At 38.6% G+C, this 14,278-nt stretch carries 8 protein-coding genes; 4 read left to right on the top strand and 4 right to left on the bottom strand.

Annotated elements, in window-relative coordinates:
• Window positions 1-146 precede the first annotated feature (146 nt).
• Window positions 147-2,117 carry a DUF3857 domain-containing protein gene (locus EFY79_RS14460; protein ID WP_123121428.1) on the top strand — a complete coding sequence of 657 codons (1,971 nt, stop codon included), beginning with the start codon at window positions 147-149 and terminating at the stop codon, window positions 2,115-2,117.
• Entirely contained in the window at window positions 2,117-4,012 is a 1,896-nt protein-coding gene (locus tag EFY79_RS14455) for a transglutaminase-like domain-containing protein (protein WP_123121427.1), read from the top strand. The genes EFY79_RS14460 and EFY79_RS14455 overlap by 1 nt, the downstream gene beginning before the upstream one ends.
• Window positions 4,013-4,049: 37 nt before the next feature.
• Here the strand turns inward: EFY79_RS14455 and EFY79_RS14450 are convergent, their stop codons facing one another.
• Genes EFY79_RS14450 through EFY79_RS14440 form a run of 3 tightly spaced genes read right to left on the bottom strand, consistent with a single transcriptional unit; the run spans window position 4,050 to window position 9,472 of the window.
• Complete coding sequence (locus EFY79_RS14450; RefSeq protein WP_123121426.1) at window positions 4,050-6,599, bottom strand: DUF5686 and carboxypeptidase regulatory-like domain-containing protein; 2,550 nt, start codon at window positions 6,597-6,599, stop codon at window positions 4,050-4,052.
• A 43-nt stretch (window positions 6,600-6,642) separates the two neighbouring features.
• A complete protein-coding gene (locus EFY79_RS14445) occupies window positions 6,643-7,011 on the bottom strand; it encodes a hypothetical protein (protein ID WP_123121425.1) in 369 nt (122 codons plus the stop codon).
• 34 nt (window positions 7,012-7,045) lie between these two features.
• Window positions 7,046-9,472 (bottom strand): penicillin acylase family protein, encoded by a 2,427-nt coding sequence (locus tag EFY79_RS14440; RefSeq protein ID WP_123121518.1) that lies wholly within the window; start codon window positions 9,470-9,472, stop codon window positions 7,046-7,048.
• A 218-nt stretch (window positions 9,473-9,690) separates the two neighbouring features.
• Between EFY79_RS14440 and EFY79_RS14435 the strand changes: the two genes are divergently transcribed.
• Together EFY79_RS14435 and EFY79_RS14430 are read left to right on the top strand one after the other, a co-directional pair.
• A complete protein-coding gene (locus EFY79_RS14435) occupies window positions 9,691-10,929 on the top strand; it encodes a YaiO family outer membrane beta-barrel protein (RefSeq protein ID WP_123121424.1) in 1,239 nt (412 codons plus the stop codon).
• A gap of 118 nt (window positions 10,930-11,047) precedes the next feature.
• Window positions 11,048-11,464 carry a hypothetical protein gene (locus EFY79_RS14430; protein WP_123121423.1) on the top strand — a complete coding sequence of 139 codons (417 nt, stop codon included), beginning with the start codon at window positions 11,048-11,050 and terminating at the stop codon, window positions 11,462-11,464.
• A gap of 8 nt (window positions 11,465-11,472) precedes the next feature.
• Here EFY79_RS14430 and EFY79_RS14425 read toward each other — a convergent pair whose 3' ends face one another.
• On the bottom strand, window positions 11,473-14,241 hold the full coding sequence (locus tag EFY79_RS14425) for a glycoside hydrolase family 2 TIM barrel-domain containing protein (protein WP_123121422.1): 2,769 nt from the start codon (window positions 14,239-14,241) through the stop codon (window positions 11,473-11,475).
• Window positions 14,242-14,278 lie beyond the last annotated feature (37 nt).

The raw sequence follows: 14,278 nt of genomic DNA, 5'->3' as shown, positions 1-14,278 counted from the left end.
ATTAAGCATATTTGTGCCTTTACTGTCGCATTAAAAAAATAATTATTTTTTATTCGATAAAATAGAAATCATAAAATTTCGTTAGGTTTTTTAACAAGATGATTTTAAATAATAATTGCTAAGTCCAATTTAAAACTAAACTGCCTATGAAAACGCTAGCCGCAATCCTGCTCCTGTCATTTTATTTTTCTCCGCTACTCGCCCAAAAGGGATTTCCAAAATTCGGGGATATTGACAAAGCAGACCTTGAAATGAAAGAGTGTGATTATGATAAGGATGCACGTGCATATAAATTACTCGATTATGGAAATGTAGAATTTAGGGTAGTGGGCGACGACATTAATATTTCAACAGAAAGACGAACCAGGATAAAAGTTTTAAAAGAAAAAGGGTTAGATGAAGCAAATATCAAAATCAACTTTTACAGCCTGAACAACTTCGAAAAAATAGATCAGGTTTCTGCGGTAACTTATAACCTGGATAATTCAGGAAATGTAATTAAAACCAAACTTGAAAAATCTTCGGTTTTTATTAAAAAATTAAACAACCGTTATTCACAGGTTTCGTTTTCAATGCCCGACGTTCAGGTGGGAAGTATAATAGAGTTTAAATATACAGACACCAAAAAATCGTTCTCTTATATTGAGGACTGGAAATTCCAGGATGATATTCCAACAAGGCAAAGCTTATATGAAATTGCTCTTCCCGGGATTTTCCGGTTTGCCACTCAAACACTTGCTTACCAGGATGTGGAACACAGTTCCCAATTAATTACAGACATTCTTAGCTATCATGGCAGTGTGATATCCGATCGTTCAGAAAGAAAAACATTTCTGCTTAAAAATGTGCCTGCACTCCAGGATGAGCCGTTCATGGGCGCTGAAAAAGATTATGTGCAGAGAATTGTTTTCCAGCTAAACAGCATTGTTTATGGAAACGGGCAGGTGGATGAGGTGATGTCTACCTGGCCAAAACTTGCCAAAAAATTATTAGATGATGAAGATTTTGGCTTGCAATTGAAAAAAAATCTTACTCACACTTCGGCATTGGATGATTCGTTAAAAAATGTAAATGATCCCTATAAAAGGATGGTGTTAATTCATGATTATGTGCGCCAGAATATGAACTGGAATGGCATAGAAAATATTTATTCAGACAATGGGATAAAATCAGCGTGGGATAAGAAATCAGGAAATAATTCTGAACTTAATTTTATTCTCATAAATCTCCTGCGCGATGCGGGTTTAAAGGCCTATCCTATTTTGGTAAGCACCAAAGATAATGGGATGGTTAATACTGTCTATCCTTTTTTAGAGCAGTTTAATAATACCATGACTTGCGTGATAGTAGGAAATGAAAGATATATTTTAAATGCCGCTGACAAATATAATCCCGCCAATCTGATTCCGTATGACGTGCTGGACAACCAGGCTTTCCTGGTGGACGAAGCTCTTGGCGGATGGATTACTTTGTCCAATAAAGACGATAAATGGAAAAATTTAGTCACCATTTTTGCAAAAGTTACACCTGAAGGTTTAATGGAAGGAAGCGCTACAGTTTACAGCTATGGCTATTCAAAAAATCCGCGCGTAAAAGAATGGAAAGAAAACAGAAGTTCCTTTAGTGATTATTTTCTCAAATCCTATACAGCTATGAAAGTCAAAAATCTGGATGTAAGCAATGCTGAAGACGATAACCAGCCACTGGAACAGAAGCTGGATTTCTCTTTGCCTCTAAGCTCCTCAGGCGAATACAGATATTTTACATTAAATCTTTTCCAGGGCCTCGAAAAAAATCCTTTCATTGCAGATAAAAGATCAACAGATATTGAATTCAATTATCCCAAATCCTATACCATCCTTGGTAAAATTTCCATTCCGGAGGGATATGAATTTGAAGAACTTCCTAAAAATGTAAAAATGATTATGCCAGATACCAGCATAGTTTTGCAGCGCTTAATTCAGCCTGGACAGGGAAGTATTGATTTTAAAATCACACTTGATTTTAAGAGTTCCTACTACTTAGCAAGCACCTACCCTATCTTCCATGAGTTTTATAAACAGCTCTTTAATAAATTGAATGAGCAAATTGTAATTAAAAAGAAATCAAACAGCTAATGCAAAAACTTTTAATACTGGCGTTGTTGCCTTTCATAAGTTCTGAAATGTTCAGCCAGGTAAATATTTATGATGCTTCTACTTTGCCAAAGGCGCTGGTAGAAAATGCTCACAGCGTGAAACGTGAAGAGATAATTAACTTTGAAGTGAAGGATATTGATTTGGCAACTCTTTCTGTACACCGCGTGTATACCGTTTTGGATGGCGAAGGCTCGGACGTTCTTTATTTTATTAAAAATTCAGATGGTTTCACCAAACTGGACGATGCAGAAATAAAAGTTTTTGATGCGTATGGCAAAGAAATGAACCGTTACAAAATGAAAGAGATGAAATCTATTGCAACCGGCGATGGGCTTGTAGTAGATGGAAAAGTTTATTACTTCCAGGTGGCGGCTCCCTCGTACCCGCTTACAGTTGAATACAATTATAAAGTAAAATTTAAGGGCACTTTAAATTATCCTGATTATCGTATCCAGGCCCCTGAACAGTCGATAGAGCATTCCAAGTATACGGTAACAATTCCTGCCAATTTAGATTTAAAATATAACGCACAACACATTTCTTTAAAACCTGAAGAAACTGCTTCGGGAAAATATAAAACCTATTTATGGGAAGTAAAAAACCTGCCTGCAATTCCCTATGAAGAAGGTTGCGCAAATTACGAAAGCTCCTATCCGGCCATACTTTTATCGCCTCAAAAATTTTCAATGGACGGATATGAAGGTGACCTTTCAAGCTGGGAAAAATTTGGCGAGTGGTATAATGTACTTTCAAAAGGTGCATCAAATCTGCCTGAAACCACAAAAAATTATTTAAAAGATTTAGTAAAAGATGCCAGAAACGATAAAGAAAAAATTACCATTCTTTATCATTACCTTCAAAATAACTGCAGGTATGTAAGTATTCAGTTGGGCATCGGAGGTTTTAAAACTTTTGATGCTGCCTTTGTAGATTCTAAAAAATATGGTGATTGTAAAGCGCTTACGACTTATATGCAGGCGATGCTGGAGGCGGTGGGGATCAGCAGCTATCCGGCTTTGGTAAATGCAGAATACAATCAAATGCCCGTGAATCCTGCATTTCCGCACAATTCATTTTCGCATGTTATACTTTGTGTTCCCCAGAACAAAGACACAACCTGGTTGGAATGCACCAGCAAAGCCACGCAGGCAGGCATCCTGGGAAGTTTTACCGAAAACAGGAATGCGCTGCTTATCACACCACAAGGCGGTAAATTAGTAGCAACGCCTAAGAGCAACGCTTCGGAAAACACTTTTCATCTTACTACCAAAGTAACTTTGAATGAGGATGCATCGGGCGAAACTGAAAGTATGCTTGAATCAAAGGGCGAGTATAAGGAAGAAATTATTGAATATGTTTTAAATGAAAAAAAAGATGATCAGAAAGAATACCTGGTGAAGAGATTGGGCTTTGCACAACCTGATCAATTTGATCTTACCACCGACAAAACGGATAATTGCGCCAAAACTTCATTTAAGCTTGCTATAGAAAAAGTGCCGGAATTTTCTGCAGGAAGCAAAATGTTTTTGAACCCCCGTATCTATAAGCTTTGGAGCGGCAAATTACCTGATGATGAAAAGCGCACACTTGCTTTTTATTTCCCATTTCCATTTGTAAAAACGGATACCACCATTTACCAGCTTCCGGAAAATTTTACGATAGAACATTTGCCCGTTTCTAAAGAGCAAAAATTCAAGTTCGGAACATTTTCAACAAAATACAATTATGATGAAAAGACAAATGCTATTACTTCAGTCGCATACCTGGAGCTGAAAGAAAACGTGATTCCGGCAGAAAATTTTGCAGAAGCGCGCAAATTCTTTAGCGATGTAATCAAAGAATTCACAGAAAAAATTGTGGTAAAAAGAAAATAAAAATTGCAGGTATTTGTTCATTTGCTGTTGGTTGGCGTTACCAGGTATTTATAATCTTCTCTGTTTTCTTAAACCTCTGGTAATTAAACGGCGCGGCTAACAAGCCACCAAAGCCAATCCTGTAGGTATATACCGGCCGATAGCCATTTTGAAAATCAACGACGAGGTCTACCCGCAATATTTTGAAAATATTTTCTAATCCGATAAAAACTTCGCCGTATTTGTTATCCGGATGAACATACAATGCATTAAATCCTTCCACGAAATTCCAGTTCCATCTTTTTAACAAAGGAATTTTATTTGATACCAATCCGTTTGCATGGTGCTCAAAATGAAACTCAGAATAAAATGGCGAATCATTACTGAACTGGTACGCAGAAGTATTTTGAAAGGACTTTACATATTGACTGGCGATGATGGAAAGATTTCCATAAAAATGCTTGTAATCCTGCACATATACGGAATGATTGTTCAAAAAGCCGCCCAATGTAACATTATAATTAATGGTTCCTGCTAACTTTAAGATATTTTCATCTGAAATATTAAAAGCCCACTTATCATAATCTACATCGCTGCCAAAAATGTTTTTCAATCCTTTGGTATAATTAAATGTAAAAACAGGGTACCTGGAACCAATGGAAACTTTCCTTTTCGGAAATTCAATGTATTGCTGCCCTGGCTGAAAGCTAACCATAGCATGCATCACAGTTGCCTGGTGCCGTTGAAACTGTGATGACAATAATTCGACAGGATAGTTTGGCGTGTAGCGGTGTTGCCACTTTTTATTCCAGATATAATCAGTGGTATTTTCAATCGGCAAACGATCTTCATATTCTCCTTCAATCAAAAATTTTACGCCACTCTCCCACTCTTTTGTAAATCCTGCTTTGCCAAAATAATTTTCATAAAGCTTCATGTAATTTCTCCCATAAAGCAAGCTGCCAATCGTATTTTGCAAACCATCAATACCACTTTCCTTAAAAAACTGGCTTACCCGTTTACCACCCGCCACAAAAAATGATTGCTTTTTAAATTCGGTATCAGGATCAAAATCATCTTTATTTTTAAATACAAAGCCAGCCCATGGGTTCAAATGATGATTATTGAAACCATACCGTGCATCAGCAATGAAACTAATGTTGGTGTTCAGGGCTTTTGAATATTTGGAAATCACTAACGAAGGATTAAAAGCAAGGCCTTCCACCGTATTAAACTGCAAAGTTTTCAATAAAGGATCGAAGGAAATCTCATATTGATTGGTGGCACTATAATGTATTCTGTTTACGCCTGACCAAAGCACCTGCATAATTTTTACCGGTCCTTGCCATTTCTTCAATGAATCGATATTAGCTGTGGTAGAATCATTACTTGCTTCAAAAGCGCTGTCTTTGGTTTTGTAATCCCTGATCTCCTCTGGCTCAAGCGGCACTGGCCTTATAGAATCCCAATATGAATGCGGCTTTTTATTGACAGCAGTATCATATTTAATTACAACCCGGTCAAAAAAACCTTTTGGAAAATCCGGTTCAAGATTATATTTTGAATAGACATTCACAAAATTACCTTCGGATCTTATGCCGAATTTGTTGAATGTAAAATGAATTACCTGGTTTTTTATCCTCCAGATATCTCTGGTTACGGGCTGATGCATCTGCGAAATTTCAAGCGAATCAAGGATTTCCAATGCAGATTTGTTAGTCAGTAAAAGATGGCAACTGAAAATGCGCCAATCATTTTCGGTAATGTTTATAACGCCTGAAAACAAGGGCTCATAATCCCGTTTAGGAATCACTTTTATAACGTTTACTTCTTCGCCATCTTCAAAAAAACTACCGAGAAATTTATAATTGTAATACTTTAAGGCATTATCGGCGATTGGCGACACAAAGCCACGCGCATTCACCTGCGGCGCTATATTCACATTATTTTTATAGAAACTGATGAAGGCGGGAAAGCTAAAGCCTAATCCATTATTTCCACTCACACGCGTTGATACTACTTCAAGCTTGAGTTTATCCGGTTGCTGTTCATACACTTTTGTTACGGATTCAGTAAGGTAAACAATTCCGCTGCCGGAAGAATCCAGGCCCATCAGGCGGCGGTCTTCTTCAGGAATTTTCTGCCCCATTACTGATTTCGGTAAATTCATCAATTCAATCAATCCTTTCACATAAACCTCCGCTTCAAAAGCTTTCACCTGCTCATCATAAAAAGAGCGTTTCTTAATCGCCTGCCTGATGATTTCATACGCCGGATCTTCACCCTTGCTTTTTATAATAACTTCTTTTAAAGTCAATCTTTGTATAGCCAATGTGAAATTGATTTTCTGATCTGAAGATGAGACAGTAATATTTTTTTCTGAAGAAGCGTAGCCTACGTAACGACAATCCAAAGTGTAATTTCCGGGCGATAGATGAAGGCTGTATTTCCCTTCATTGTTTGCGGTAACACCGATGGGTGTTCCTTTCACGAGGATCGTCGCAAAGGGAAGTGGATTGCCTTCTGTATCTTTTACCATCCCTTCAATGGTTTGTGAAGAGGCTAAGTAAGTTGAAAGAATAAAAAAAAGTAGGAAAAAATTACGCATGCTCTGTGAGATTCATAGGAAATCAAGGTACGGGAAATAAACATTAAACAGTGGGATGAGGCTCCACTGTTTTTTCTTTACGAAGATAACTACCCGTTAGGGCTGCAAAGCCGGCTACAATAGCGCCAATAAGTGCTGTCGCGAATATTAATAAACTGGGGCTATCCACCTTAAAAATCAACATAGAAACCCGGTGGGCTAAAATGTCGTCGTTTTTCATGCTTATCCAAAAACTCAAAAATCCCCATAAAAAAAACAACGAAACAAAACCACAAATAAATGAGATCAGATGCTTTTGCTGAATGATAACAGAGATAAAAAGAGCAACGACAGCCACAGACCACCAGGGAAAATACAAGCACGATAAAAAACTAAAAAGTATGATTAAAATTGCAGATACTATAAATTTCATATTAGTTATTTAAGACAATAAATTTTTTACAATTTTAATTAAAGCTCATCGTCCATTGTATCCGGCTATCACCCGTCTCATTGGGTTTCATTACCCACAATCGATAATATTTTCCTGCTGCCCAGGTATCAATAAAATTGTCATAAAACCTGCTGCCGGGATTACCACTTTCGCCACCGGGATACACACCATATGCTTCCGTTTCGGGAGTCAGGGAAACTATCATCCTCCAGCTTGGCCCATGCTGCTCTTTGGCCGCGTTTATGGTGTTGGTTCCTCCACCAATGGGCAAATGAAGACGGCTGAAAGCATCTAACCTGGCAAGGTGCTCCACATGAGTATCTTTATATTTTGCCCATTCAATCCTGCCTTCTTCATCAGCTTTTCTTATTACCGCTGCTGCCATTTTAAATGCGGCGGTCACATCATCAGATAAAGATTCTTTGTTGGCAGTATTGATGTTATCAAAAAATTTAAAATCCGGGTACTTGTTAATGATATCCAGCAAAGCGCTTTCTGTTGGCCACGGCAATTGCAGGCCGGAATGCACAAACTCATCATTCCAGATTACCGTTGCCAGGCTGTCCCACGTTACTACAAATAAAGTAGCGCCCTTTGAATCCGGATCATTATTACAATCCCAACTCTTTAAAATTGAAAAATATTTTTGTTCCTGCGGGCTTAGCTTGCTTACCTGCATGTTATTAATCAACACCGGAAGCGCCCATTTACCAAAAATATTATAATTATTGGTTTGCAATTTCATCATATCCTCTGGCGTAATATTATTCATTCCCTCCAGCCTTTTATTGATTTCTATTCCACGGTAAGGAGGATAATTACCGCCCAGGTAATAAGGATAGCTGGTGTCTGCCGGCAATTGATTGGCGCTGCTTACAAAATTTCTTTCCGGATTAAGAAGATGGGGATTTTCGTATTGTGGAATCATTGCCTGCCAGAAATAGCTGCTATCCATGCCGGGCATTACAAAATCGCCCTGCCTGTGCCATTTTGCAGGAAATTCACCCTCATCCCAAATAGCAATGTCGCCGTTTTTACAGGCAAAAATGCAGTTCTGGCCGGGCGTATGCAGATACTTTATAGCTTTCAAATAATCGTTATAATTTTTTGCTTTATCCAGAAGCGTAAACATTTTTAATTCATTGCTTGGGTCATGCGCCTTCCATCGAACGGCATAATTTTTCTCATTGGTATTTCTGCCTCCGTTAAAACTTTTATCGTACATCACCGGTCCGATATTGGTGTAAGCTACGGTATCAAGATAATCAGCCTCTCCTTTTATTTTGATGACCTCAATTCTGAACTCAGAAGGAACCCAGGCGCTGTCAAACCAGTATTCCTTGCGGCTGTTATCTTTAAATTTAATTTCATAATAATCTCTTACATCCCGCATGGCATTGGTGAAGCCAAAGGCGCAACTATCATTGAAGCCAATAATGACAGAAGGCGCTCCAGGAAAAGTGGCGCCATATACATTATAAGATGGCGTAGTGATTTGCATTTCATACCAGATGGATGGCAGATTTAGTCCCAAATGCGGATCGTTGCATAAAATAGGATAGCCGCTTTTGGTCTTTTGTCCACGCACAGCCCAATTGTTGCTGCCATTATCTTTATCAGGCTTTTGTTCAACAATGCCGTTGGAATCTTTATTGTTAAAATACAATGAATCAGCAGAGGCAGGGGGCGTAACCGCAACTGCAGGTGGCGAAAAGACGGTCCCTTTAGGAACAATCGGATCCAGGGAATCCATTACTACAGGATAGATTTTATTAAAATCCGCAGATGAAAAAACTGATTTCGCATTGGTTCTTTCAAAATCGCTTTCTTCGCCGGCGAGTTCCAACGCCATGTATTTTAGAAAAAGAGCAGATTTCAGGTTCGTCCACCTTTCAGGCTTGTAGCCTAACAATTTATATTCTATGGGCAGCGTGCTTTCGGTAAGGCTTTCTATATATGCATTTACGCCGGCAGTATAATTATCACATTCTGCTAAAGTTTCAGGATCTTTTTCGACCTCTTTCAAATTTCTTTCTGCGGCAAACACCATTCCGAGACGCCTTTTGTCCCGATCGTATTCCAATGCTTTGGGACCGATGATTTCGCTTAATCTTCCGGCAGCCGCTCGGGTTTGAAACTCCATTTGCCAGAGCCGGAACTTGGCATGCAAATAGCCCTGCACAAAATAGGCATCGTTTTCATTGTCGGCAAATACGTGTGGCACAAGCCTTTCATCAAAATAAACCTTCACCTTTCCCTGCAATTGCGGAAATGAAAGCTGGGCCGAATAATTTTCATCCACGGGTTCTGCATTCTGCCACAAGCCTTTCTGCGGACTTAATAATTGTCCTAAAGGAACCGGAAGCACCATTTGAGTATTAAACAACACTATTAATATTATCGTGATTAGTCCGTAAAGAATAATTGGAATAATTTTCATGCCGCCTGGAATATTAAGGATGTAAAATAAGGAAAATAGAAAGTAATAAGCAATTGAAATTTGAGAAAAACGCGTGCGCCTATCGGTTCCAATACAGTAAACCAGCAAATAAATGCAATCTTTATTCTGCGGCATTAACAACAGGTTAATTTTTTTTGTATTGCACCATCATCAAAATACTACGGCATTTTTAGCGTTATTGTTCTTTCACTTATGCTATGAATAAATTTAATGTTTCCCTGCTCATATTGTTGTCAGTTTCTTTTAAGATACAGGCACAGAATGCTCTTTCTTCAGATGAATTATTTGCTGACGCCAGGAAGTCGGCTTTTGAAAACAAAAATTATCAAAAAGCCAAGGAACTGGCATTTGAAGCGCTGGAAAAATCGCCCGGCTATGCGGATGTAGATATTTTTTTAGGAAGAATTTATTCATGGGATCATCAATACGATAGTGCGCGGATGCATTTTACAAAAGTGCTGAATGCAAATCCTAACGAAGATGCAAGCATTGCTTATGCCGACCTTGAATACTGGAATGATAATTACCAGAATGCCCTGGACATTTGCAACAATGCATTGATCAATTTTCCAAATTCAGAAGAGCTGTTATTGAGGAAAGCAAAGAATTTAAAAGCCTTGAAAAACTTTGATGAGGCCGCCGAAATAACAAGGCAGATTTTAAAGATAAATTCAAACAATCAGCAAGCCCGCGCGCTGGCGGTATCCATTAAAGAGCAACTATTGAAAAATAAAATAACCATCAGTTACGAAAATTCTTCTTTCGATAAACAATTTGATAAAGCCTGGAATCTCGCGAGCATAGCATACAGCAGGCAAACCAAATTGGGAAGTGTAATAGCACGAATCAATTATGTCAACCGCTTTTCATCAAACGGCCTCCAGGCAGAAATAGATGCCTATCCGCACATAAGCAAAACTTTTTATGGCTATCTAAATTTTGGTTATTCCGGCGATGTTGGTGTTTTCCCCGGATACCGGGCCGGTATGTCGTTATATGCCAACTTGCCGAAAAGCTTTGAGGGCGAATTAGGCATCCGGTATTTGTATTTCACCAGCGGCACAAAAATTTATACCGCTTCTTTGGGAAAGTACTGGAGTAATTTTTTATTTACCGCGCGCACTTATCTCACCCCATCTTCAACCGGTATTTCACAATCGTACAATTTTTCTGCGCGGTATTATTTGGAAGGCGCAGATGATTATATTGGGCTTTCAGTTGGCTCGGGTTTTTCGCCTGATGACAACTCTCAGAATATTCAATTCAGTAATAAAGAAAACAAGCTTTCCTCTAAAAAAATTTCAGCAGATTTTAATCATACCTTCTTAAAATGGACTATCATTTCCATAAGTGCGGGCATCATTAACCAGGAATATAAACCTTCCGAAAGGGGCAACCAGTTTAATATCTCAGCAGGGATAAGCCGCAGATTTTAAAAAAAACTTTGTTCTTTTCTTAAAGGCACCATTGGGTCATCCCGATGTGGTAAGCTGATTAGAAAAATTGGAGTAACATTGCACCCAAATAAAATCTCAATTTTTTCGAAGCTTCATCATGAAATATTATAAAATTATTGGAGTTACTGCGGCAATTATTCTTTTTGCAAGTTGCTTTATGCCCTGGGCCTATTACCCGGATTTGCAGAAATCATTTACCGGTTTTTTTTCGGAAAAAAATATTTATGGCCGCCCCGGAAAAGTGTTTACTTTTTTCGCGGCGCTCTCAATCATATTCATTCTTATAAACAGAATATGGGCAAAAAGAGCCGTGATTTTTTTACAGGCGCTCAACATTGGCTATCTATTAAAAACCTATGTAATATTCACGGCGTGTTATAAAGGATTTTGTCCCACAAAACAGTATGGTATTTATTTTCTCATTTTTAGTTGTGTACTCTTGTTATTGATAAGTTTTTTTCCTGACATCAAACTGAAGGAAGAAGAACTCAGTGACAATAACAATCAAACCTGACGGCTGTTTTAAAAATCAAACCAGATTACACCGTGATAAGGGGCGTTTAATTGTACATTTTTCTGGCTTTGCGGCCCCATGTCTTCGGCCTTATGAAATTTTGTTCCGATAGGTTGAATCGCATTCATAAAACCAATATTTCCCTCCGGATATTTCACTGTGGTATTTGTATTACCTGCTCCTTTCGGATCATTTGTTTTCAACATCTGTAAAAACACATTCTCATTTTCCATAAAAATTGTGACAGGAATTTGGCTGGTCTTAAGTTTTACCCAATATACGTTTTGATGATTGCCCTTAAACTCAGGATAGTTCCACGATTCGCCGGTGGTTGTGTTGTTATAATCCTTGTCCCAGACATTAAATTGCAAACCTTTTAAACGGTTTTTCCATACGTGATAAGGCCCGCGGCCAAGCCATTGCATGCCCTTCACTTTCTCTTCGGGATATTGAAACGTGATTCCCATAAAATCAGCAGCTTCCCTCTGGTTGAAAGTGTAAGATAATTTTGCAGGCTCGCCGCTACGAAAAGTCCATTCCGCCGTGAACCAGTTTCTTCCTTCTTTATAATGTGCATATACCGCCACGGCATTATTTTCTTTTTTATAATCAAACGAATCCAATTGCATCTGAAAACCAGCGAGAGAAGGCCCTTGATATAAAGAAAATACAGAATCGTTTTTCGTTACTTTTTGCAGGTAACCGGTTGTTTTGCTAAAATAAAATTTCACATTGCCATTGGTAACAATTAACGTGTGTGCATCACTGTTAGTTTCAATTTCAGAAACAAGTGAAGTGGTGCGCAACCACTTTTTTGCAATATTTGCAGGAGAATGCAGCGGCCAGCTCCATGTAAAAATTTCTTTCTGATGATTATCAATCGCAGTAAGATACAGTGCATCGTTTGATTGCCACGAGGAAGGCAGATGCAAATCAATAAATTTACTTTCGCCCGGTTCTATTGAAGTTGGTAAAACAGTTCCCTCATCTTTTATAGAAGACTTTACTATGGCGTCATCCGGATTTCCAAAATTTACCAGCTTCCATTTAAACGTGCATTGGTTCAGGTTGGTAAACATGTACCTGTTTTCGACCAATAATTTTCCATCAAAATTTTGTGGAATAAATTGTTGGTTAATGTATACCGGCGACCAAATTTCTTTGATGGTAAAAAAGCTTCCTTCCTTTTCGCGATGCGGGCCAACTATTCCGTCAGGCGCATTGTTGCCATGTGTATCAATGCTGTCGTTTAAGTCACGCCGTACAATTCCCTCATCGGCAAACACCCAAAGAAAACCTCCGGCACTCAGCGGCATTCGCATCATCAGATTCCAGTAGTCATCCAATCCGGCACCAAGGCCGCCATCATACAAGCCGTGAAGAAACTCTGTTGGAAAGTACACTTCTGTGCCATACAATGCCGTATTTTGCAGGTAGTTGAAATCAGGATAATGCTTGGTATTGGTGCCGTTAAATTTTTCCCACGGATGGATTACCAATCTTTTTTGAGGATCATACAAATCATAATCATTATCCAGGTTGCGATTAAAACCGCCTTCATTTCCATTGTCCCAAATCACCACGGAAGGATGATTTACATCGCGGATCACTAATTCCTTCACTAACCTGTGGCCCGTAGTGTCGTCGTAATAATTTTGCCAGCCCGTTAATTCATCCAACACCAAAAGCCCAATGGAATCGCATGCATCAAGGAAATCGATATCCGGTGGATAATGCGACATCCTTACTGCATTCATATTCATCTCTTTCATTAAATTAATATCTTCAATATTTATCGCTTTACTGGTAGTTCGCCCGCTTTCCGGCCAGAAGCTATGGTGATCCACGCCTTTAAACATTACCTTCTTTCCATTTAAATAAAAGCCAGCATGCGGCCGTAATTCAACCGTGCGAAATCCAAATTTTTGTTCGATGGTATGGACTATTTTTCCTTCGTGGTTTTTTAAAGAAACTTTCGCTGTGTAGAGATTCGGAAACTCAGGGCTCCATAATTTTACTCCATTGTATTGATGTTCGAGAATCGTGAGTGAATCAGTATTGTCCAATTTTTTAGACATTAAATCAAGCGCTTTGTCGCCATCTGTGCCTGAAATTTCAGCCTGCAAAGAGTAATCTTTTTCAATGTGAGAAGTGAAAACCTGCAAATTTAAATGCCCATCGGATTCAGCGTTTATCGCAATCCTTTCAATATGTTCTTTGGGCAATACTTCCAAATAAACAGGTCTGAAAATACCTCCGAAAATCCAAAAGTCGCCGTCGCGCTCGGCCCTGTTTATCGAAGCATTTGCAGATTGCTTGCTCACTTCCACTTCCAGTAAATTAGACTTTCCAAATTTGAGCAGAGATGTAATATCATATTTGAATTCATAAAAAGCACCCTGGTGTATTTTGCCGGTCAACTTTCCATTTATCTTCACTTTTGTATCCGTCATTGATCCCTCAAATACAATATTCACCTGTTTATTTTTCCAGTTTTTATCAGCATTAAATCTAAATTTATACAAGCCCTTTTCATCAGAATGATTTTTTTCTCTTCCATAATTATAGCTGCCAAATCCCTGCAACTCCCAGCACGAAGGCACAGGAATAGTAGTCCATTTACCGCTGTGGCTGCCGCCTGTGCAATAAAAATCCCATAATACTGTATGGTCTTTATCTGTGCCGGATAAATATTTAATGATGGTTTGCTGGCTGAACGAGGGGAACACGCAAATAAAATTCAGCGCAAATAAAAATCCAAAGATTTTCTTGCTCATATCAATTGGTTTAAATGCTGATGATAACAGCAATGCT

This window comes from Hanamia caeni, assembly GCF_003721595.1.
In the GTDB taxonomy this organism is placed as follows: Bacteria; Bacteroidota; Bacteroidia; order Chitinophagales; family Chitinophagaceae; genus Ginsengibacter; species Ginsengibacter caeni.
Note: the sequence above shows the minus strand (reverse complement) of the source record. Positions and strands in the feature narration are given on the sequence as shown.

Coding starts and splice junctions, on each gene's coding strand:
- EFY79_RS14460 (WP_123121428.1), top strand. CDS start 147: ATGAAAACGCTAGCCGCAATCCTGCTCCTGTCATTTTATTTTTCTCCG.
- EFY79_RS14455 (WP_123121427.1), top strand. CDS start 2,117: ATGCAAAAACTTTTAATACTGGCGTTGTTGCCTTTCATAAGTTCTGAA.
- EFY79_RS14450 (WP_123121426.1), bottom strand. CDS start 6,599: ATGCGTAATTTTTTCCTACTTTTTTTTATTCTTTCAACTTACTTAGCC.
- EFY79_RS14445 (WP_123121425.1), bottom strand. CDS start 7,011: ATGAAATTTATAGTATCTGCAATTTTAATCATACTTTTTAGTTTTTTA.
- EFY79_RS14440 (WP_123121518.1), bottom strand. CDS start 9,472: ATGAAAATTATTCCAATTATTCTTTACGGACTAATCACGATAATATTA.
- EFY79_RS14435 (WP_123121424.1), top strand. CDS start 9,691: ATGAATAAATTTAATGTTTCCCTGCTCATATTGTTGTCAGTTTCTTTT.
- EFY79_RS14430 (WP_123121423.1), top strand. CDS start 11,048: ATGAAATATTATAAAATTATTGGAGTTACTGCGGCAATTATTCTTTTT.
- EFY79_RS14425 (WP_123121422.1), bottom strand. CDS start 14,241: ATGAGCAAGAAAATCTTTGGATTTTTATTTGCGCTGAATTTTATTTGC.